18 protein-coding genes and 1 pseudogene are annotated in these 21,795 nt (G+C 58.3%); 13 read left to right on the top strand and 6 right to left on the bottom strand.

All coding sequences use genetic code 11. The features are described from left to right. The 3 genes and pseudogenes from C0039_RS21450 to C0039_RS19840 all read left to right on the top strand — a co-directional run. Positions 1 to 207, top strand: a pseudogene (locus tag C0039_RS21450) (peptidase S11); the annotation flags it as partial. A gap of 129 nt (positions 208 to 336) precedes the next feature. Further along, positions 337 to 1,623, top strand: a complete 1,287-nt coding sequence (locus C0039_RS19845; protein ID WP_101519089.1) for a TAXI family TRAP transporter solute-binding subunit — start codon at positions 337 to 339, stop codon at positions 1,621 to 1,623. 57 nt (positions 1,624 to 1,680) lie between these two features. Continuing rightward, the gene (locus C0039_RS19840; RefSeq protein ID WP_101519088.1) at positions 1,681 to 2,469 is read left to right on the top strand and encodes a hypothetical protein; all 789 of its coding nucleotides are present in this window, start codon (positions 1,681 to 1,683) and stop codon (positions 2,467 to 2,469) included. Positions 2,470 to 2,533: 64 nt separating this feature from the next. Here C0039_RS19840 and C0039_RS19835 read toward each other — a convergent pair whose 3' ends face one another. Then, complete coding sequence (locus C0039_RS19835; protein WP_101519087.1) at positions 2,534 to 3,526, bottom strand: efflux RND transporter periplasmic adaptor subunit; 993 nt, start codon at positions 3,524 to 3,526, stop codon at positions 2,534 to 2,536. After that, positions 3,523 to 3,807 (bottom strand): DUF3302 domain-containing protein, encoded by a 285-nt coding sequence (locus C0039_RS19830; protein WP_101519086.1) that lies wholly within the window; start codon positions 3,805 to 3,807, stop codon positions 3,523 to 3,525. Before C0039_RS19830 ends, C0039_RS19835 begins: the two co-directional genes overlap by 4 nt. 300 nt (positions 3,808 to 4,107) lie before the next feature. Here C0039_RS19830 and C0039_RS19825 point away from each other — a divergent pair, with 300 nt between their 5' ends. The 6 genes from C0039_RS19825 to C0039_RS19800 all read left to right on the top strand — a co-directional run bounded on the left by C0039_RS19825 (position 4,108) and on the right by C0039_RS19800 (position 9,917). Beyond that, a complete protein-coding gene (locus tag C0039_RS19825) occupies positions 4,108 to 5,196 on the top strand; it encodes a Rieske 2Fe-2S domain-containing protein (RefSeq protein WP_076002237.1) in 1,089 nt (362 codons plus the stop codon). A gap of 240 nt (positions 5,197 to 5,436) precedes the next feature. Next, the gene (locus C0039_RS19820; protein WP_101519085.1) at positions 5,437 to 6,249 is read left to right on the top strand and encodes a M48 family metallopeptidase; all 813 of its coding nucleotides are present in this window, start codon (positions 5,437 to 5,439) and stop codon (positions 6,247 to 6,249) included. A 54-nt stretch (positions 6,250 to 6,303) separates the two neighbouring features. After that, positions 6,304 to 6,792 (top strand): AAA family ATPase, encoded by a 489-nt coding sequence (locus C0039_RS19815; protein WP_076000058.1) that lies wholly within the window; start codon positions 6,304 to 6,306, stop codon positions 6,790 to 6,792. A gap of 112 nt (positions 6,793 to 6,904) precedes the next feature. Then, positions 6,905 to 7,153: an EthD domain-containing protein gene (locus C0039_RS19810; protein WP_101519084.1), complete on the top strand. Its 249-nt coding sequence runs from the start codon at positions 6,905 to 6,907 to the stop codon at positions 7,151 to 7,153. A 113-nt stretch (positions 7,154 to 7,266) separates the two neighbouring features. Beyond that, positions 7,267 to 8,385, top strand: coding sequence for an alanine dehydrogenase (ald, locus tag C0039_RS19805; protein WP_076000056.1), 1,119 nt, complete (start codon positions 7,267 to 7,269; stop codon positions 8,383 to 8,385). Between the two features lie 68 nt (positions 8,386 to 8,453). Beyond that, entirely contained in the window at positions 8,454 to 9,917 is a 1,464-nt protein-coding gene (locus tag C0039_RS19800; RefSeq protein WP_101519083.1) for an alpha/beta hydrolase, read from the top strand. Positions 9,918 to 9,942: 25 nt separating this feature from the next. On the opposite strand, the gene C0039_RS19795 is transcribed toward C0039_RS19800, so the two are convergent. Further along, a complete protein-coding gene (locus tag C0039_RS19795; protein WP_101519082.1) occupies positions 9,943 to 11,106 on the bottom strand; it encodes a CaiB/BaiF CoA transferase family protein in 1,164 nt (387 codons plus the stop codon). Then, on the bottom strand, positions 11,106 to 12,287 hold the full coding sequence (locus tag C0039_RS19790; protein WP_101519081.1) for an acyl-CoA dehydrogenase: 1,182 nt from the start codon (positions 12,285 to 12,287) through the stop codon (positions 11,106 to 11,108). Before C0039_RS19790 ends, C0039_RS19795 begins: the two co-directional genes overlap by 1 nt. A gap of 299 nt (positions 12,288 to 12,586) precedes the next feature. On the opposite strand from C0039_RS19790, the gene C0039_RS19785 reads away from it, so the two are divergent. Further along, positions 12,587 to 13,468: a LysR family transcriptional regulator gene (locus C0039_RS19785; RefSeq protein WP_101519080.1), complete on the top strand. Its 882-nt coding sequence runs from the start codon at positions 12,587 to 12,589 to the stop codon at positions 13,466 to 13,468. 2 nt (positions 13,469 to 13,470) lie between these two features. On the opposite strand, the gene C0039_RS19780 is transcribed toward C0039_RS19785, so the two are convergent. Next, on the bottom strand, positions 13,471 to 14,502 hold the full coding sequence (locus tag C0039_RS19780; protein ID WP_101519079.1) for an alpha/beta hydrolase: 1,032 nt from the start codon (positions 14,500 to 14,502) through the stop codon (positions 13,471 to 13,473). A gap of 108 nt (positions 14,503 to 14,610) precedes the next feature. Then, positions 14,611 to 16,485, bottom strand: coding sequence for a hypothetical protein (locus C0039_RS19775; protein WP_101519078.1), 1,875 nt, complete (start codon positions 16,483 to 16,485; stop codon positions 14,611 to 14,613). A 197-nt stretch (positions 16,486 to 16,682) separates the two neighbouring features. Here C0039_RS19775 and C0039_RS19770 point away from each other — a divergent pair, with 197 nt between their 5' ends. The 3 genes from C0039_RS19770 to C0039_RS19760 all read left to right on the top strand — a co-directional run bounded on the left by C0039_RS19770 (position 16,683) and on the right by C0039_RS19760 (position 21,658). Then, positions 16,683 to 17,525, top strand: coding sequence for a LuxR C-terminal-related transcriptional regulator (locus C0039_RS19770; protein WP_076000049.1), 843 nt, complete (start codon positions 16,683 to 16,685; stop codon positions 17,523 to 17,525). A 4-nt stretch (positions 17,526 to 17,529) separates the two neighbouring features. Next, the gene (locus C0039_RS19765; RefSeq protein ID WP_101519077.1) at positions 17,530 to 19,125 is read left to right on the top strand and encodes a tetratricopeptide repeat-containing sulfotransferase family protein; all 1,596 of its coding nucleotides are present in this window, start codon (positions 17,530 to 17,532) and stop codon (positions 19,123 to 19,125) included. A gap of 166 nt (positions 19,126 to 19,291) precedes the next feature. Further along, entirely contained in the window at positions 19,292 to 21,658 is a 2,367-nt protein-coding gene (locus C0039_RS19760; RefSeq protein WP_101519076.1) for a TonB-dependent receptor, read from the top strand. Positions 21,659 to 21,795: the final 137 nt, after the last annotated feature.

Raw genomic sequence — 21,795 nt, 5'->3', positions numbered from 1 at the left:
GGGAACACTAACCGCCTGCTGAAAAACGCCAGCTGGGATATCGAACTGTCCAAGACCGGCTACATCAATGAGGCCGGACGCTGCCTGCTGATGAACGCCAACATCGAGGGAGAAGAGGTTTCCATTGTTCTGCTCAATTCCTTTGGCAAGCTCACCCCGTTCGGTGATTCCAATCGTTTGCGGAAGTGGATGCTGGCAAACAGCTGATCAGGGCGGGTCATCAGCATGCGCGCTCTCGATCCTTCCATTGCGATACTCACGCTACTGTCCATCACCTGCAGCGCGCCACTGTAGCGACAAATTCCTCTACTCGCCCATTTCCCCTACACTGGCGCCATGACACATCGCTCTTTCTTCAGTTTCAGCCTGCTGGCAGGGCTCATCTTCGCCGGCGGCTGCGAATACACGGCACCCAATCTGCGCATGCTGATCGACGACCATCAGCAGTTCGCCCCTAAAGCACTGCAGGCGATTATCGAGGAACAATCCGGCATCACACTCAGCCAAGCCGAGGTGCCCCTGGATGTCACCCCCCTGCAAGCGCTGAGCAACAACAATGCCGACCTGGCGCTCATTGAAAACAGCTCGGCTTTTGTTTCAGGCGTTCGCGCCGTATTACCTGTCTATGAGCGAGTGCTGCATATCGCGCTGGACGACGCCTACCAGCCCAGCGACCCCCAACGGCCTCTGCTGGGCGCCGACTTTTACATCGCCAATCGCTCGGCCGCCGGCAGCGCTTTTGTTGACCTGGTCACTCGCAGACAGGACCTGAGCACAGACCAGTACAAGACCTCACCCGTGTTTGAGGAAGGCGTGACCGACTTCATTATTTACTTCGGCGCAATCAATCCCGATAACACGACCTGGATGCACCCGGGGTTCAGCCTGGTGTCGCTGGACAACGACCTTAATCCCCAGCGCAAATTCTACGAGGAAAGCATTAGTTACACGGCACCAAACATGAAACCGAAGGTAATTCCGGCACTGACCTATGACCTGCCCGGCAACAAGGAGGCGTTACTGACCGTGGCGGTCGACACTCTTCTGGTCACGCGCAAAGAAGTGTCCGAGGCAACCATTTACGAACTCACCAGGACATTTATTGAGCAGAAGCCGCGCTTTACCGCGATGGCGCCTCACCTGTTCTCAGGCATCAATGAATCATTTGACCCACTGGCTCTGAGCTTTCCCTTACACCGCGGGGCACGCGCTTACCTGCAGCGCGATGACCCCAGTTTCATTGAGCGCTATGCAGAGACCATAAACCTGGTGGTGTATATCACCTTCCTGTTTATCTCGGCGTTCCTGGCCTTCACACGCTGGCGGGATCATCGCAAGAAAGACAGGATAGATGTATTTTACGAGCGCATCCTGAAGATTCGGGACGAACAAACAAACCGCTCGGCTCACGAGCGCCTGGCCGAACTCAGGGCTCTGGAGCAGGAGGCGTTTGGCTCGCTGATGAAAGAGAAACTGGCGGCAAACGAGAGCTTTCGCATCTTTACCGACCTGCTATCGGCGGCCCGCAATGACATCCGTGCACAGGCGGCGGAATCGGCGGCGCCGGCCGAGGAACATTTCGTCTGTCCGCCCGACCAGAGCGATGATAAAGTTGATGGATAAACCTGTAACACTACCGTTTGCGACGACAAGCGCCCGCAAAGCCTGTAAGGAATCAACATGAAAACAAGTAATGTATGGATAATCGCCGCAGGCGCAGCAGCGTCCATGATGCTGGGCGCCAATACAGCGAAAGCAGAGGATGGTGAATGGGAATTTTCCGTCGCACCGTTTTATCTCTGGGCCAAAGGCATCGAAGGAAACAGCTCTGCCGGCGGCAGGGAACTGCCTCTGGCACTGGATTTTAAAGACGACATTCTGGAAAACCTTGACGCGGCCTTCGCCATTCACTTCGAGGCGCGCAAAGATCGCCTGACGCTGTTCGCCGAATACAACTACGCCAAACTGGACCCCGGAAGCACTGCGACTGCCGGTCCTGTTACGCTAAAGGCGGATGTTGAGTTCAAGGATATTATGGCGGAAGCCGGTCTCACCTGGGCCGTCGCCGAATCCGCAACCCTGCGCTGGGAGATTCTTGGTGGCCTGCGTTATTACAAACAGGACCTGGACATCAAGCTCAAGTCCGATCGTGAAGGCGGCCAACTGCTTCCCGAAAGTGCGAGCGTCGGCGACCGCTGGCTGCACCCCTTCGCCGGTGGCAGGGTAATCGCGGATCTCGGCGAGCGCTGGACGTTTCGCGCAAGAGCCGACTACGGCTACGAGGGCAGCGATAACACCGCCTTGCAGGGCATCGCCACCCTGGACTATCGCTTCAGCGACTGGGGTTCGGCGTTCTTCGGCTACCGCTACTACGAAATGGATTTCGACAACGGCGCTTCACGCCGGGACCAGTACGGCTTTGATGGCAACCAGCAAGGCCCGTTGCTAGGCGTTAATCTCTACTTCTAGAGGCGCTCAAGGCTCACCATGAGCGCGCTACCTGCGGCTGGGGTAAACAGACCGGAGGCCATGCCTACGGTGAAGTCAGGTAACCCAGCCAGGCATTCATGCGTATCGCCACCTTACTGATGACATGCACCGGCTTACCCCGCTCTGTGTAGATGGCCATAGTGCCTCCCGCACCCTGGGGCAGCTGCGCCGCGAAGTCCTCATCGTCCAACTCTACCGCAACAGCCCAGCGGTCATTAGCGGGGGCGCCAGTAAACGTGGGGAGTTGGCTAGTTGCACTCATCTGGGCCTGACTACCAATGCCGACAATGCGCACGACCTTGCCACTGAAGGTTCTGCCCGGCACATTGGTGAACACCACGTCGGCTTCATCACCCAGCGCGATATGACGCACCGAGCTCTGGCTGAAACTTGCCAGTACCGGGTTGCTCTCCCTGGACACAAAGGCCATGGGAGAGGCGGCAGGCACGCTGGACACCACAGCGCCCGGGCGTAACTGCAGGTTAATCACATAGCCTTCATACGGCGCGGTAACTATAGTTTCGCCCAGCTGCCACTTCGCATTGTCCAGTTGCGCAGTCGCTGAATCGATGGCGGCCAATGCCTTGTCCTTGTTGGCCGTCCAGATATCCAGGTCAACCTGCGCTGCTGCCTGCACCTTTAACAGGCTCTGCGCGCGTTCCACGTTGACTTCAGCAAGGCGCAGGTCCGCTTGATGGAGCGCAATCTGGGCTTCAAGCTGACGCACCGTAATCTCGAAAGGCTCCGGGTCGATCTTGAACAGGGTCTCACCACGCGGAACCACTTGATTCGGTGTTACCGGTACCTCAACCACTTCACCGCGCACATTGGGCACGATAGGGATAATGTAGCGGAACATGCGCGCATCCCCGCTCATGGGTGAGAAGGTGTACCAAACGATTACCACGGCGGCGATTATCGCCACCCCCACACCGGCGAAGGCAGCGATATTACCAACGGTTTTCCTGAGCAGGCCGAGCTTGTTAAAAATCAGTACATAGAGGCCGGCGTAACAGATGGAGATAAACGCGATCATGCGTCAACCTCCTGTGACTGAAGCTGCTTCTCCAGTTCGGCAACACGCTGCTCCAGGGCCGCCGAGGCAGTGATGGGTTTCGTTTTCGACCACACCAGCGCCACAAACCAGCCGATGCCCGCTGTGAGCAAACCTATCCACGCCAGAACGCTGATTGCGTCGGCCTGCGGGTGTTCTGCTGCCCGGGCAATATTGCCCGGTATATTGCCAATCATCACGATCAACCAAATGGCCGCAGCGCAGATCACGCCCAGTACGATAAGTGCGAAAATGTCCAGCATGAGCTTCCCTTCCCTGTCGTTGGAGAACCACCAACCAACCTGATTCTACATCATAGCTATTCCGGCTCAATCATTGTGGCCGTACTGCGTCTCCCTCGGACACCTTAGAGCTGGCGTAGGGTGATGCTTGCCTGTATACCCAGCGCTGAACTGCTGATGATTTCCACTCGCGGGGTGATCAGCAGTACCATTAGGGATGAATTATTGAGCCAGCCCGCACTGAGAACGCACTGGAGTGTACCCGAGCGGCGCTGCAGGACTATACTTTCCGGCTACTACGCAAAAGCACAAGGTGACATTATGGCAACGGCAGCAGAATACGGTCTGGGACCGAACACATTCCCCCGGGGTTGGTTTATCGTCGCGGAGAGCAAGGAACTGGACGCAGGCCCGATGGCAGTGCGCTTCTGGGGTCGCGATCTGGCCCTGTATCGCGGTGAGAGCGGTAAGCCGGTGATGCTGGACGCCTACTGCGCCCACATGGGCACACACCTCACGGCCAGCACCACCGCGATGATCGTCAAGAATGGCGAGCAGATAGAAGGCGATTCAATTCGCTGCCCCTACCACGGCTGGCGCTACAACGAAAACGGTGATGTAGACGACATTCCCTATCACGATGGCCCCTGCCCCAAGTCAGCCTCCATTCGCTCTTACCCGGTGGTGGACAACATGGGCTGCATCATGGCCTGGTTTGACGAGGACGGCCGCGAGCCCGACTACGACGCCCCCTTCCTCAAGGAGTGGGACGACCCACAGTGGGTCAACTGGGAGCTGGATCACCTGGGCGTACTGGGCATTCATTCCCAGGAGATACTCGACAACATGGCTGATTGTCGTCATCTGGGCCCCACCCACGGTGCACCCAGCGAGTACTTTGAGAACGAGATCAATGATCAGGTCTATGTGCAGCGCCAGGGCGGACCAATGCAGCTGTACGACACATACCTGTACACCACCACGTGGTACACAGGGCCAGGCATTCTGCTGTCCAAGCAGGTATGGGCAGACACCACTGTCTATGAGCTGATCGCCAACACACCAGTGGACGATGGCTCCACACAGTGCTGGCACGGTTGCATTTACAAAGGCAGTGCTGAGACCGCTACCGATGCAGACAAGGCCGCTGCGAAAGAGATTCAGGCTGGCGCACTGGAGGCCTTCAGTGCGGACTTCAACGTGTGGGCCCACAAGCGCCCCGCCTTGAAGATCATGCAAATGAAGACCGACGGCCCGTTCCGCACCGGTCGCAAGTGGTATTCACAATTCTTCGCCACACCGGAAGACGCTGCAGTGATTCGCGCGGAAGTGAACGGCACGCATGCGACCCTGGGCATGATCAGTCCGGCCGAGGCAAACCACAGCATCGATGAGGGTCTGCCGATTTAATGCATTCCGGGGGCAAAGGGCATCCTGCGCCCCCCATCATACCAAGGGATCACCTCACCCCCGGCACCACCTAATCCCCGGGCACCGCGCCCACTAGCAATCGCGAAATCGCCACCAGGGCCGACACAAACGTCGTCACCACACCCTGAAACTTCCCGCCGCCAATCCAGTCATAAACTTGTACGTTTTCACCCGGTAGGCGAACATATCGCCTGCTGCTACCCGTTACCTGGAAGACTTATGAAGCAACTGCTACTCCTGACTCTCACGCTGACACTGGCCACGGCCTGCGCCACCAGCCCCACCGGCCGCTCGCAACTGATGCTGATCTCCCCCGAGTCAGCCATCGTCGAGTCAAAGAAGGCCTACCTCAGCACCGTCGGCGAACTGGACAAGGAGAACAAGCTGGTGGACAACCCAAAGATGGTTGACCGGGTTGCCACCATCACCGGCAGGCTGGTGACGATTGCCAAGCAGAACTACCCCCAGTCGGCCAGCTGGGAGTGGAGCGTGGCGATTATTGATGACCCGGAAACAGTGAACGCCTGGTGCATGGCCGGAGGCCGCATGGCGGTTTATACCGGCCTGTTCAACAAGTTGAAGCTGACCGACGATGAGTTCGCCCAGATTATGGGGCACGAAATTTCCCACGCCCTGGCTAACCATACGGCTGAGCGGATGTCCCGGGCGATGGCTACTTCTATCGGCGTGGTTGCAGTGGGCGTAGCAGCGGACAATCATGGTGCGGCACTGCTTGGCGCTGCCGCCGCCGCCAAGTTTGCGCTGGAACTGCCCAACAGCCGAACTGCCGAGTCAGAGGCAGACGCAATCGGCATGCGCCTTGCCACCCTGGCCGGTTACGAACCCGATGCCGCTGTAACCCTGTGGCAAAAAATGGCGACGGCAGGCGGCTCGGCACCGCCAGAGTTTCTTAGCACCCACCCCGCGCCTGGAAACCGCGAGGCGGCACTGGCAGCGATGATTCCCGAGATGCGCCAGCTCAACACCAGCGGTCGTATGGCGCCAGTAGCAGCGGTTGAAATCGTGCGTTAGTCGGCGTCGCCTCTCGCTATCGTTACCGGCACAATGCCACCAGAAGGATAAGTAATGAGAAAGATTCTGGTCTTTGGCAACTCTGGCTCAGGAAAGTCGACCATCGCCAGGGAGTTGTGCGACTCGCAGGGACTGGCACACCTGGACCTGGACTCACTCGCCTGGAAACCCGGAGTACCCCCCGAGAGAATGCCGCTGGCTGAATCAGCCAGAGAGATCCACAACTTTATCCAGACCCGGAATGGCTGGGTAATCGAAGGTTGCTACACCGATCTGCTGCAAGCCGCACTGCCCTTCGCCAATGAAATGATATATATGAACCTACCCGTATCGCTGTGCATTCAAAACGCGAAGAATCGTCCCTGGGAACCTCACAAGTATGACTCCCCGGCAGCACAGGACGCGAATCTTGAAATGCTTATAGACTGGATATCCCAGTATGATGAGCGAACAGATACGTTTTCAAAGCAGGCACACCTCGCTCTATTCGAATCTTTTGGTGGCACCAGGACGGAACATACAAGCAATTACAGAAGTATTTGAAGCGTAGCAAAGCGACTGACCGTTTAATACGCGATGCAGGTACCCACAGGTTGCCCACTGCAAGCATCGGGCGACACGATGGAGGGTAACGAATAATGATAAAGATGGTTTTTTGCGTGCGCAAAAAAAAAGCGACCAATCTGACGAGAACTTTTACCGCTATTGGTTGAACGAACACGGTCCCCTGGTAGCGTCACTCAGCGCCAGCCTGAACATCAAACGCTACGCGCAAAGTCATACCATCCAGGATGCACTCGGCCAGACGTCGAGCGCGATACTGGCAGAGGATGAGGCCAGGTTCATCGACTTGGAGAATTCGACAATCTTCTTTACCGAGGAACATTGCGTCGTTGATTTATAAAGGCACGCTGCTTTACACAGCAACCTGCCCTACCCCTTTCGAGTAGTCCCCTTCCTGTCGCACTGCGCTAGTATGCTGCGAGTATCACTAATCACAATGCAGCGGAGAAAGACATGCTGGTAGGCGTACCCAAAGAAATAAAAAACATGGAATTTCGTGTCGGCCTGACTACGGGTTCCGTAGAAGAGCTGGTGCATCACGGCCACCAGGTGATCGTGGAAACCGCCGCTGGCGAAGGCGTCGGCCTCACTGACGATATGTACCGCGCAGCCGGTGGCGAGATCGTCGCCAGCGCTGAAGAAGTATTCGCGCGGGCGGACATGATCGTGAAGGTCAAGGAGCTTCAGCCGGTTGAATGCCGGATGCTGCGCGAAGGGCAAGTCCTGTTTACTTACCTGCACCTGGCGCCCGATCCGGAGCAGACCCGACTGTTGAAAGAGTCCGGCTGTATCGCCATTGCCTACGAAACCGTTACCGATGCCCACGATCACCTGCCGCTGCTATCACCGATGAGTGAAGTTGCGGGACGCATGTCCATACAGGCAGGCGCCCACGCCCTGGAAAAACACAAGGGCGGTTCCGGGATGTTACTGGGCGGTGTGCCCGGAGTTGACGCCGCTCGCGTGGTAGTGATCGGCGGCGGGGTCGTGGGCACGAATGCGGCCCGCATGGCGATGGGCATGGAAGCACATGTGACAGTACTGGATCGTTCTCTGGACCGTCTCAAGGAACTGGATTACCAGTTTGGCTGCATGCTCAACACGATCTATTCAACCCGCGAGACTCTGTGGAAGCACGTAACCGGTGCCGACCTGGTAATAGGGGCGGTACTGGTGCCCGGTGCCACCGCGCCCAAACTGGTGACCCGGGAGATGCTGCGTGCCATGCGCCCGGGCTCTGTGGTAGTCGATGTGGCCATAGACCAGGGCGGCTGTTTCGAGACCAGTCGCGCCACTACCCACCAGGACCCGACCTACGTGGAAGAAGGCGTAGTGCACTATTGCGTGGCAAACATGCCCGGTGGCGTGGCCCGCACCTCCACCTTCGCTCTCAACAACGCCACCCTTCCGTTCACCCTGGCCCTGGCTGACAAAGGCTACCGACAGGCGCTGCTCGACGACCCACACCTGCGCAACGGCCTCAATGTGCATAGGGGCGAGATCACCTACAAGGCTGTCGCAGACGGGCTGGGTTACGACTACGTTACTGCGGAGACAGCGCTTGAGTTGTAAGGTTCGGGCACAACGCCAGCCCTCTCCAATACTAGGTCCGGGCGTAACAAACCGGTAGACTCTACCCCATGCTGAGCCGAAGATTTTTGTGGAGGTGGTTCACCCGCTTCTGCTGGGGCGTTACCGGTGTTGTTTTTGCCGGCATTTATCTTTACTACCTGCGCGCGCAGTCACTACCCGACCTGCAGTTCTGGCATCAGCGTGACCTTGCCCAGTCTATCGTCCCCGAACTCAAGCAGCTCGACGAGCTGGGCCTGAAAGATTACCTGGCGCACGAACAGCGAATCTTCAACAACCTCGATGAGACTATTGCCAGTATCGACGCCGATGTACCCGGTTGGCATCGCTACGGCTCCACCGCCTACGCTATCTACCGCCGGGGTTGGCCTGATAGCAACCGCACCAGCCTGCAAACGCCGCCCACGAAGCGCGGCGCAGCACTGCTGGTACACGGACTTTCCGACTCCACGCACAGCATGCGATCGCTGGCCAGCTCGCTGCTTCAGCAGGGTTACACCACCCTGAACCTGCGCATGCCCGGACACGGCACATTGCCCGCCGCATTACAGAACACCAGCTGGCGGCAGTTCAGGGGGGCCACGCACCTGGGCGTTCGCGCTGTATCAAATGACCTGCAAAAACAGCAACCACTGATTCTGGTGGGTTACTCCAACGGCGCCGCACTGATAGTGGACTACACCGTTGATGCTCTGGCCTCGGGAGACGACCTGCCTGTACCTCAACTGCTGGTGCTATTGTCACCGGCCATTCGCGTTTCCAAGCTGGCGGCTTACGCCAGGATTCAGCGCTGGGTCTCTGAATTGCCGGGTATGGAAAAACTGGGCTGGACCGATGTCGTCGCGGAGTTCGACCCGTTCAAGTACAACTCCTTCCCGGTAAAGGCGGGTGAACAGATATATCAGCTGACATCGCGCCTGCAGAAAAAACTGCTGCGACTGACCCCGGAGCAGCTGCAGCGCTTTCCGCGCGTGCTCGCTTTTCAATCGGTACTGGACTCGACTGTCCCGGCGGATTCGGCCGTCACCGGACTACTGGATCACCTGGGCGACACAACGGCGGAGATGGTGTACTTCGATATCAATCGCAACTCCAACCTGCTGCCACTGCTGGTCGACAGCGGCCGGCCGATGATGGAAGCGCTTTCCCGACGCCAGCGACTGGGATTTGATCTCACTATCGTCGGCAACGCCAACGACTACTCGGAGCAAATCACCATCAGGACCCGCAAGCGGGGAGCAGACGACTGGCAGGAAACGGCAACTGACATGCATTGGCCGCGCGGCGTCTACTCGCTGTCTCATGTAGCCCTGCCCTTCAGAGCCGATGATCCGATCTACGGCGTAACCGGTGCCAACGCACCCACCCGCCTGGGTGACCTCTGGTTCCGGGGTGAACAGGGCGGACTCGCCATTCCCCTGCCGCTACTGGCAAGGCAGCGCTTTAACCCCTTCTTTCCCTACCTTGAGAGCAAAGTCCTGGCAGCGGCGGGGGCGGTAACACCCGCAGACTGAACCTTGTCGGGCAAACCGCTGTTCGCTAGCTATCGAAATCGTCGCCGTGCTGTCCCAGCAGCGGCGGCGCACGACGGTACTGCACCGGCGTACGTGAAAGCTTGATCGGGTTGCCGACCAGCTGCAGTGCCGGGTTGAGTGCATGGGGCACGGTTACCTGCATACCCCGCGCCTGAATCTGTGGTTCAGCAAACACGTCAGCCACGGTGTTGATTGGACCGGCGGGCACTCCCGCTGCCTCCAACAGTGCTATCCACTCGGCCTTGTCGCGTTCCAGCATTCTTGCCTGTAGCAGCGGCACCAGTTGTTCACGATGCTTTACCCGGTCACGATTACTCAGGAAGCGCTCATCCTCCGCTAACTCCGGCGCACCGATAACCTCGCAATAACGCCGAAACTGCCCGTCATTGCCAACCGCTACGATCAGATGGCCGTCCCTGGCGACAAAGCTCTGGTAAGGAACAATATTGGGATGCGCATTACCCAGGCGTGTGGGATTGAGTCCGCCGACCAGGTAGTTGGTGGCCTGGTTCGCCAACGTTGCGGCAGTCACATCAAGCAAGGCGAGGTCCACGTGCTGGCCAAGGCCCGAGCGCTCGCGCTCAGCAAGCGCCGCCTGAATACCGATCACCGCATACAGACCCGTCATGATGTCGGTGAGGGCAACACCCACTTTCTGCGGGCCCGCGCCGGGTTCACCATCCTCCACACCGGTTACGCTCATCAGGCCGCCCATGGCCTGCACCAGGAAGTCATAGCCAGGTCGCGTGGCAAGCGGCCCGGTTTGCCCGAAGCCGGTTATAGAGCAATACACCAGTCGCGGATTCAGCGCGGACAAGCTGGCGTAGTCCAGCCCGTAGCGGGCAGCACCGCCCACCTTGAAATTCTCGATAAGCACATCACAGTCCTGTGCCATCCCGCGCAACCTTGCCTGACCCTCAGCGGTTTTCATGTCCACGCAGAGCGAACGCTTGTTGCGATTGGTGCACATGAAATAGGCGGACTCCTCCGTGGTGCCCCCGCCTTCGCTGGCCATATAGGGAGGCCCCCAGTGGCGGGTATCGTCCCCGCCCTCGGGATTTTCGATCTTGATCACGTCTGCGCCCAGGTCGCCCAGCATCTGGCTGGCCCAGGGTCCGGCGAGAATGCGGGACAGATCCAGCACGCGGATGTTGGACAGGGCACCCATCAGAATGCCGGGATATCCGTCTGTGTACGCCCCAGAATCAGCGCATGCACGTCGTGGGTTCCCTCATAGGTGTTAACCACCTCAAGATTGACCATGTGGCGCATCACCGGGTACTCGTCGGATATGCCATTACCGCCGAGCATGTCTCGCGCCATGCGTGCGATATCCAGTGCCTTGCCGCAGGAGTTGCGCTTGATCAGCGAAATCAGCTCCGGCGCTATCTCACCTGCATCCATCAACTGCCCGGCACGCAGGCAACCCTGCAAAGCGAGAGCAATTTCGGTCTGCATATCTGCCAGTTTCAGTTGCACCAATTGCTTGGACGCCAGCGGCACACCGAACTGCTTGCGCTCCGTGGTGTATTCACGCGCTGTGTGCCAACAGGTTTCAGCCGCCCCCATGGCACCCCAGGCAATACCGTAGCGGGCATTGTTGAGGCAGCCGAATGGGCCCTTCAGGCCCTGCACATTGGGCAACAGGTTCTCTTCGGGGACAAACACCTCGTCCATCGCTATCTCACCGGTGATGGAAGCCCGCAGCGCCAGCTTGCCTTCAATCTTCGGTGCACTCAGCCCCTGCATTCCTTTCTCCAGCACGAAGCCGCGAATCTTGCCGTCGTCGGTCTTGGCCCACACCACGAACACGTCGGCGATGGGGCTGTTGGAAATCCACATCTTGGCACCGGAAAGGCTGTAACCGCCATCCACGCTGCGCGCCCGGGTCACCATGCTGCCAGGATCAGAACCGTGGTCCGGTTCGGTCAGCCCGAAGCAGCCAATCCACTCGCCGGTGGCCAGTTTAGGCAGGTATTTTTCGCGCTGGGCTTCGTTGCCGTAGGCCCAGATCGGATACATCACCAGGGAGGACTGCACGCTCATCATGGAACGGTAACCAGAATCTACCCGTTCCACTTCACGGGCCACCAGACCATAGGAGATGTAATCCACCCCCGGGCAACCATAGCCGCTAATTGTAGAACCGAGCAGGCCCAGCTCGCCCATTTCTCGAAATATGGAGGGGTCGGTCTCTTCCTTGCGATAGGCGTCACGCACTCGCGGCAGCAGTTTTTCCTGCGCGTATTGTCGCGCACTCTGCTGCACCATACGTTGCTCGTCGCTGAGCTGACGATCTAGCAGGAAGGGATCCTGCCAGTCGAGTTTCTGCCACTTTTTGCCTGCCATGAAATGCTTCCACTGAAAACTGATTGTTGAGAGAAAATAGCAAACTACGCTATATTTATAAAATATATGGAATATATGTTTTCCATATTTAAAGAATATAGACCGGGAATGACCGCCTATTTGCCCCCTGCCATTCTCGCGCTGGCTGGAACCCGGCAACCAGGAGCGTAATCCCGTGCGTTTTTCTGGATTGCTGCCCGTGCGGGAAGGACGGCGCCAGGTCACTTTCGCGCCATGCGAACACACGCTGAAAGTGTGCCCGGTGCGACGCAATAACCAGTGCTACCCACGGAGTAATTATGGACCTGCGTAAACTGGAAATTTTCTCGTCAGTGGCGCGTTGCGGCAGCTTCAGCGCCGCCGCAGAGCAACTGCCAATGGCCCAGCCTGCGGTCAGCATTGCCATTCGTAAACTGGAGGACGAACTGGGTCTGACCCTGTTTGATCGCAGCGGTAGGCGCATCCAGCTCACCGCCGAGGGCAACAGCCTGTTGCAGCGGGCGGAAGCTATACTGCAACAGGTGGCTGACTTGCAGCACTCCGCGGGCTCGATGAATCAACTGCTGCAGGGCGAGCTGCGTATCGCCTGCCCTTCCATGTTGGCAACATACTTCCTGCCAGACCTGCTCAGCGGTTTTCTCAGCGACTACCCCGGTCTCACCGCGTCGGTGACGCAGGCTGGCACCCGGGAAATTGAGGCCATGTTACTGCGGGACGAGATCGAGGTGGGGGTCACCACCGCAGACGCTTCCTCACAAGACCTGGAATTACTCCCGTTGGTCAGCGAGCAGATGGTGGTATGCGTTGCACGCGGGCATCGGTGGTCAAAGCGCCGCTATCTGGCAGTGGCAGATCTACACCAGGTACCGATGGTGGTGTATGAAAGCGGCTACTTTATCCGCGAGCAACTGGATGCACTGTGTCGCGCAGAAGAGATACAGCCGGACCTGCGAATGCAGAGCAACTTCCTTCCGCTGCTGGTGCGCATGGTAAAGCAGGGCCTCGGGGCGACTGTAGGCTTGCGCACCATGGCCGAGCAGGAGCCCGGCCTGCGAGGGATTCCCCTGTCACCCAGGGTTCCCGTGCGCATGGCCCTGGCCAAACGGCGGGGGCGCAGTATTTCCCGTGCCAACCAGACCTTTCTGGACTGGGTGGCAGCAGCGAGCACCGCTGAGAGTTAATATCAGGCCTGGCGGCAAAAGCGCGCTATACCGGCTGCGGACTCTTTGCTGATATCGGGGCAGGCGATAATAAAAACGTCACTGCCATGAATTGTGCCCATTAGCTGTACACACCTGGCAGCGACACCAGCGCGCATCAGCAGTCGGTAAAACTCAACCCCCTCATCGCGCAGTGGGTCACACTCGTTAACACTGATCACTGTAGGCGGCAGCCCACGCACATCATCTTCAGTGGCAAACGCAGGCCACGCCAGCGGGTTACCCTGCTCAAACTCCTCTATGCCATAGGCCATGGCACCCGTATTGTTGTGCAGGTCCAGCAGCAATCCGTTGTTCTCAACAGAGGACGGATATTTGTCCTGAGGCCAGGCACCGGCAATGTACGGGCATAGCGCATAAAGTCCTTTAACCAGGCCTGTTTCACCCTCACGTAGCAGGCGCATGCCTGTAGCCAAAGTGAGGTTGCCGCCGCCACTCTCGCCGGCAATGACGATGTGCGCCGGATCAATGCCGAGCTCGGCGGCGTTCTCGGCCAACCACTTCACACCCGATACACAATCATTGAGCCCCGCAGGATAGGGCGCCACCTCAGGGGCACTGGAGGGGTGCACACAATTACGGAAATCGACCATGGCCACCGCCACACCCTGGTTGGCAATCAGCTTGCCCCAGGCGCGATAGAGGCCATAGAAGCAGGACATGGACTGCATACCGCCACCGTGAATGTAGTAGACACAGGGCAGTGCCTCACTGGATTCAGGGCGTATAAAGTGCACCTTGATGGTATTGCCGTCGGGCTGGGACACGAACTCCCGCTCACTGATCTCCAGACCGTCCGATGTCGCCACCTGGTCGTTGTCCACCATTTCAAACATTGCCCTGGTTTTTTCAATCGTCTCCAGGGCCTCGGGGCGATTGGCTCTGGCCAGGTACTCTTCACGCGAGGCCACATCGTCCTGTGGCCTGGGCGGAATCGCTGCCATCAGTTTTTTGATGCGGGGGTCTACGCGGGGGTCGTTCTCAAGCTTTGACATAATAGCCTTCCAGATATATGGGGTGATCGCCGGACAGACTACCACCGGATTCACTCAACGGGCAAAATCGGCTCAATTACAGGTTCCCACAACGGCCGGGAAGCGGCGTCATTCGGTAAGAAAACTACATCCGCCACAACCGGCACATTGCAAACCCGACACCAGCATCCAGGGCTGGAACAAGCGTTTAATGAACAGGGAGACAAAGGCATCAGTGTCCCGGGCATCCAGTCGTCCGTCCTCGTTGAGATCCATGGAAACAGGGTGCACCACCGCGCCCTGCTGATTAAGGCAGGTGAGCTGCTCAGCCGGGGAACCCTGCTGCAGGCAGTCCGAGAACAGGGCCCAGTCATGCCAGTCCACTGACAGATCGTTGTTGAAGTCGATATCACAGCGATTGCCATAGCCATCCTGATCCCAGTCCCACTGCAGCGGGTTCCACATCATCATGCAGTTGTCGCAGGCATCGCCGTAGCCATCGGGGTGCGGCTGACCATCGGTCATGTCGCTGTCCCGCTGGTCCGGGTTGTAGTGCATAGGACAGTTATCAATCTGCAGCGGTGCCAGATGGTTACCCATGGTGATGCTCTGCACACCATCCCTGTCCATGTCCTGCTCCATCGCCTCGGAGAAAACCAGGAAGGCCCGCTTGGTTCGGTAGGACTGGGAGGCACTACCGAACACACCGTTGATGGTAATTGACCAACGATCGAAATCGTCCACCGTACGCGCCACCTGGTTATCCGCCGTCAGCGGCAACTCCACGTCCGCCGCCCACCAGTTGATGATGAAGCGAATCGGATGCACCAGCGGCTCTTCTGGCAGCGCCTGGTATTCCAATAAATGTTTGGCGAACAGCGCCTGCTCTCCCTCCAGAACGTAGCGGTCTGCGGGTACATTGCACTCGTCTACGCCTACCAGGAAAGGCCGCCAGGTACCCCATCCCGATTCAGTGATCGCTATCGGCGTCAGCGCAAAGGCCAGCTTATCGTCTTCCAGGTGGGCTCGTGCAGAGTTCAGCAGGTCGCGAATGTCGGAGCTGGATTCATTGGCGTCCTCGTCCCGCACAGCCTCAATGCTTGACCGGGGATAGGTTGAAAGCCCGATCAAAGTCGGCGCCGCCGGCTGGTATTGCCGGTGTACTTTCCAGAATTCGGCGATGTGCGCTGCGGTCACCTCATCAACCAGGCAGTTCTTCTGCGTATCGGTATCGCACTCAAAAGCCTCCTCCAGCCGCCAACTCGGAAAGACGGCAACGTCCGGGGCCACTGCCTGCATCGCGCGGACAATCTCCTGGTAGGTAGGCATAAACTGCCTGTCCGGCACGGTCTCATCGAGGCGGTAGTTGAGCTCCCGCCAGGGAGTGAAATAGCTTGCGCGATAATGCTGCACCAGAAAACGACTCAGGCGACCATAGGCCCTGGCAACCACGGGCAGGGAGAAGTTGACCTTTTCAGGGTCACCGAAAGCCTGCGGATAGCTTCCATCAAGATTGCGCAATGGGTTCATCACCCTCTTGCAGGGCGCATGTGGCAGGCAATCCGCCAGTTGGGCGTGGAGAAATAACGGCTTGGTACCGCGTACCAGATCGATATCGTGGCGGATGCGATCCAGGTAACAAAGCCACTCGGTGGCCGAGTCCAGGAACTTGATATTGTCCGCGCAGTGACTGCCGTGCCCCATCCGCTCACGCATTTGTTGATAGCTGCAGGGCAAGCCATCACAGTCGGAAAGAAACGGCTGCCAGGGAATACCGCTCAATCCGGTGCGCCCATCATCGAAAGCCTTGAGGCCGTTGACTGCAATGATACTGCTGTAGTTGGCGAGAATACGGGTGATGTCGCGCTTCAGCGCCACCACGCCTATGGGCTCTGAGAACTCGTCCCAGGCTTCCATGTCATAGTACATATAGCCAACGAGTACCTCGGCTCGAGCTGCCTGTGTTAGTAGCAGCAGTACCATCAACGCAGCGAACTTGTTCATATGCGGTCTTCCTAACCAGAGACTCCCATCATTATTGTGGGCACTGTTCATCCATGCACGCGATGACACAGGTCAATTCCTGGCCTGCAGCTGCCAACACCTGCGCGCTTCGTGTAACCGTATGGTGGCAGAGGACTTTTCCCTGCTCGCGGATTTCACGTTATGATCACCCTCCAACAATCATAATTTCGCCGCTAATGCCCGACCTCAGTATTCTCAGCAAACACATTGCCGCCCTGATCCCGGCAGCAGGCCACACCGGCTTCCCGCAAAAGCTGGTCGCCATGTTGCGCGAGTTAGTCCCGGTGGATGACGCCAGCATCATTTTTTATTCGGAAACGGCGCTGCCCGTGGTGGAATACTTCGAAGTGCAGCAGGAGACCGGCAGTTCCACCCTGGATACGTTTGTCAAAGGCGCCTTCCTGCTTGACCCCTACTACCTGTCTGCCACCCGCGACGGGGAGTTCGGCGTATTTCGCCTGCGCGACCTCTCGCCCTCCGGGTTCAAGGACAGTGAGTACTACAAAACCTGGTACCGAAACTGCGGCTACCAGGACGAATGCGGATTTGTGATACCCACCGCCGAGCAGGGTTTCATCAATATAGCGTTGGGCAAAACAGCCGCCCGAGCCACCTTCAGCAAACGTGAACGCAGGCTTCTGCAGGACATCTACCCTGCGGTGGAAGCGCTGTGCCAACAGCACTGGGCGCAAGCCCGTGCCAGCGAGGACGGCGTTAACCTGCGCGCCAAGTTGCATAACGCCCTGGAATCCTTTGGCTCCAGCCTGCTCACCGAGCGGGAAACCCAGGTGATCAACCTGGTGCTTCACGGCCACAGTACGAAAACGGTGGCCGACAAGCTGTCGATCTCCATGGAGACCGTCAAACTGCACCGCAAACACGCCTACGCCAAGCTGGAGGTGTCATCCCAGGCCGAGCTTTTCTATCTTTTCCTCGACTCACTGATGAGCGCCCAGGACTACGAGACCGGCGACACCCTGGTCGCCTATATGCAGCCACCACCCAAAGCCAAGAGCTGAAAACATGCCCGATAAAATAGCTCCCCAGCTTGCCAGCGAACTTCAAGCGCTGCTTATAAAGGGGTTCCAGGCCCTCTCGCGCGGCGACTTCACCACCGCCGGGGACTGTTGTCAGCAGTTGCTGCAACGCCAGCCTGACCTGCCCCAGGGCCATTTCCTGGTGGGTCTGCTGGGACTGGAAAGCAAGGACAGGAAGACCGCCTTCAATGCCTTCCAGTCCACTGTCAGGCTGGACCCGGATCACGCCGCCGCCTGGGCGCAGCTGGCAAGACTGTACATGACGGAGGGGCAGGTCAATCGCGCCGATGCGGCGCTGCGCGAAACCCTGCGCATCAAGCCTTCCGACCCGATGGTGCTGGACCTTATCGGCACCACGTTGACGCAGATGGGCGAGCATGGCGCCGCCCAGGCCTTTTTTGACCGCGCCTGCGCCGGCCGACCGAATTTTCCGCCCTTCATGCAAAACCTGGCCAACAACCTCGTTTACCACGGTGACGCCGAGGGCGCCGACCGCATCTTCCGCGACATCATCCGCCTGCAGCCTGACAGCCCCCAGGCACACTGGGCCCTGGCCACCTCATCGCGCGCCAAAGACACTGCGCATATCAACGAGATGCAGCAATGCGTGAGGCGACGTGGCGAGGACCCCCGGGCCAATGCCTTCTACTACTACGCTATTGGCAAAGAATATGAGGACCTGCAGCAATGGCCTCAGGCATTTGATGCCTTCGCAGCCGGCGCCCGGGCAAGACGCTCAACCGTTGAATACGACGAGGCCGCGGAAATTGAAATGTTCGACTTCCTGGAGCAGCGTTATACGCCACAATGGCTGGCGGAGGGTCCTGCGGGTAACCCGGACACCTCGCCCATCTTCGTGCTAGGGCAGCCCCGCACCGGCACCACTCTGGTGGAGCGCATCATCACCAGCCACTCACAGGCGCACTCTGCCGGCGAGTTACAGCAGTTCGGCCTGGGTCTGCGCCGCCTCGCGGACTATCGCAATCCCAAGCGCTTCAGCGCAGAACTGTTTGCAGCTGCCGCAAACCTGGACCCGGCCAAAGTCGGCAGTCTCTACCTGCAGACCAGCCAGAAGATGCGTGGTGACACACCCCGCTTCGTTGACAAACTGCCGCAGAACTACCTGATGATTCCACTGATCCTTAAAGCGCTTCCCAATGCGAAGATCGTGCACCTGGTGCGCGACCCCATGGACGCTTGCTTCGCCAGCTTCAAGCAATTGTTTGCCGACGCCTACCTTCACTCCTACCAGCAGGAGGAAATGGCCCGCCACCACGCGCGCTACCATCGCTTGATGAAGGTCTGGCGGGAGCGCTTCCCGGGTCGCTTTTTCGACATCAGCTATGAAGCAACCGCAAGCGACCTGGAACCCAATGCCCGGGCCCTGATTGAGTTTCTGGATCTGCCCTGGGAGCCGGCCTGTCTTGATTTTCACCAGCAGGGTGCCGCAGTGACAACGGCAAGTGCCGTACAGGTACGTGAACCGGCCCATACCCGCTCCATCGGGCGCTGGCGGCGCTATGAAAGCCAGTTGCAACCGATGCGGGAAGCGCTGCAGGGCGCAGGTATTCCTGTGGAATAATCCATATTCCTCCCGCCTACCCCATAGGGTTATATTATTGGTTAGTCACATTGGCTAGTTTAAGCTCAAATAATTTACAAGCGCGCAACAGACAGTTTTCAAACTGCGCAGTGCGCGTGCAACGCCAGGAAGATAATTCATCGCAACGCAATACACTGGGGATACCATGACTTGCAAATCCGTAAAAGCACCGCGTATCGCCGCGGCACTCAATGGCAAGTGCGGGCTGGCCATGGCCGTATCGGCCGCCGTTCTCGCCTCAGCCGTCAGCACACCTGTCTTCTCCCAGACGCTGGAAGAAGTCATAGTCACAGCAACCAAGCGCAGTGAATCAGTCCAGGACGTACCGCTGGCGATCACCGCCCTTTCTGGTGACTTCATGGATGACGTCAACCTGACTGACGTCAAGGACCTGGTGACCTTCACTCCGGGCGTAACCGGCAACAGCCAGGACAGCTTTATCGACGCCATCAGTATCCGCGGTATCCGTACCCAGGACTTTGGTGTGGGGCTAGACCCGTCTTCAGCTTTCTTTAAAAACGACCTGTATGAAGGGCGCAACGGTTCCGCGGTAACCAGCCTCTACGACCTCGACCGGGCGGAAGTCCTGCGCGGACCACAGGGCTTCCTGTTTGGCCGTAACTCCATAGGCGGCGCATTCAGTGTGCACACCCGACGTGCGGTGATTGACAGCACAGAGGGCTTCGTCAACGTGGACATTGGCGAGCGCGATCATGCTGTGCTCGATGGCGCCATCAACATTCCGGTCAACGATAACTTCGCCATGCGCGTTGCCGCCATGTACTCACAGGAAGACGGATTCGTTGAAAACAAGTTCCCCTCAAAGGACCTGATCGAGCGTGAAAACTGGGCGCTGCGCTGGTCTACCACCTATGAGAGCGGCAACCTCGGCGTCTACACCATGGTCGAGTACGAGGAGCGCCAGCAATCGGGCTCCGTCTACCGTGCAGTAACTGAAGGCGACGTGTGGGACACACTGGAAGCCGCCCTGGGACCGATAGATGTACGCGGTTCCAGTGAGGACGTTGATGTGGACCGCTCCGGCGGTGACAACGACGACTCGGACATCCTCACCCTGGGCCTGCGTGTGGACTATGAGTTCGACTTCGCCACACTGACCTCGAACACTGGCTATAAAGACCACGACTACTACTACAACGAGGACTACGACGGCACACCGCTGAACCTGGAGACTTACCGGCAGGACCAGGAAGGCGACTACTTCCAGCAGGAGCTGCGCCTTACCTCCAACACCGAGGGGCCATTGTCCTGGTATGCAGGTGTTTCCTACTATAAGGAAGACCTTGAAACCGCCTACCGTTTCGCCGGGGAAGAGGACTTCTTCTGCCAGTACTACGGCTACTACTACAACTCGGGCCTGACCTTCTCGGGCTGTGAAGACCTGTACGCCTACTATGGCAGTGAGTTCACGCCCAGCGCCAATGGCCTGCTGGAAGAAACCGCCAACATCAAGGGCAAGTATGAGGGTTGGGGCGCCTACCTGAACCTGGCTTACTTCATCACTGAGAACGTGCAGATTGAAGGTGGCCTGCGCTGGACCGACGATGAGAAAGAATTCACCACCAATGTGCCCACGCCGGAAAGCGAGCTGGGCCCCTATTGGGCCTTTGGCTTCTCCACGGCGGAGTCATTGACGGCAAAAGAGTCCTGGGACGACGTGACACCACGCTTTATCGTCAAGTGGACACCCAGCGAGACCGCGATGCTGTTCGCCAGCTATACGGCGGGCTATAAGTCAGGCGGCTTCGGTACCTTTTCCCTGGCAGACAATCCAGACGGCGACATCGCTATTGGTAACGCAGACATTGTGCGCGCCGACGGTTTCCTGCCCGATCCCGTTGACCCGGAAGAAGTCGATTCCTACGAGATCGGTTATAAAGACACCTTCCTCGATGGCAATATGAACTTCGACATTGTCGCTTTCTACTACGACTACACCGACTTCCAGGTCACCGTGGGCACCGAGTCCGGCGCCACCCTGATTGAAAACGCGGGCGAGGTTGAGGCCTACGGCTTTGAGAGCTCACTCACTGCGGGCATTGGTGATTACCTTACCGCTTACTTCACCATCGGCTACTTCGATTCAGAAGCCAACGAGCTGGGTGATGTCTGCGGCAAAGAAGACCCGCTGGGCTGTGAAGGAACGCACCTGTTCTGGGCACCCGAGTGGTCCGGCTCCTTCGTACTGCACGGTGCTTACCCCATGAACTCCGGGGCTATTACCGGCGCCTTTGAGCTCACCTGGGAATCTGAGCGTGGCGGCGGCTGGGAAGAACTGGACGAAACCATGATCGATTCCTACGAGGAAATGTCTTTACGCGTGGGCTGGGAGTCGGAGAGTAACTGGTTCGTAGAGGCCTACGTGGAAAACATCACCGACGAGTTCACCTGGGACGGGATGAACAACCTCGGTGGCAAGGAGCCCAACGCCTTCTTTGGCCCGCGCCGCCCGCGGACCTTTGGCGTGCGCACCGGCCTCGCCTGGGACTAGGTTCCACGCAGTTAAAAGGCGCCTGCGGGCGCCTTTTTTATGGTTCATCGCACATTAGCGGAAAATGAGGCATACAAACGATGAGGCATTCAAACAAAGCGGACACCACGACCCTCCGGGTTCCCCTCAGTCAGTTG

The sequence above is a fragment of the Pseudohalioglobus lutimaris genome, assembly GCF_002866825.1.
GTDB classification, from domain to species: Bacteria; Pseudomonadota; Gammaproteobacteria; order Pseudomonadales; family Halieaceae; genus Halioglobus; species Halioglobus lutimaris.
Note: the sequence above shows the minus strand (reverse complement) of the source record. Positions and strands in the feature narration are given on the sequence as shown.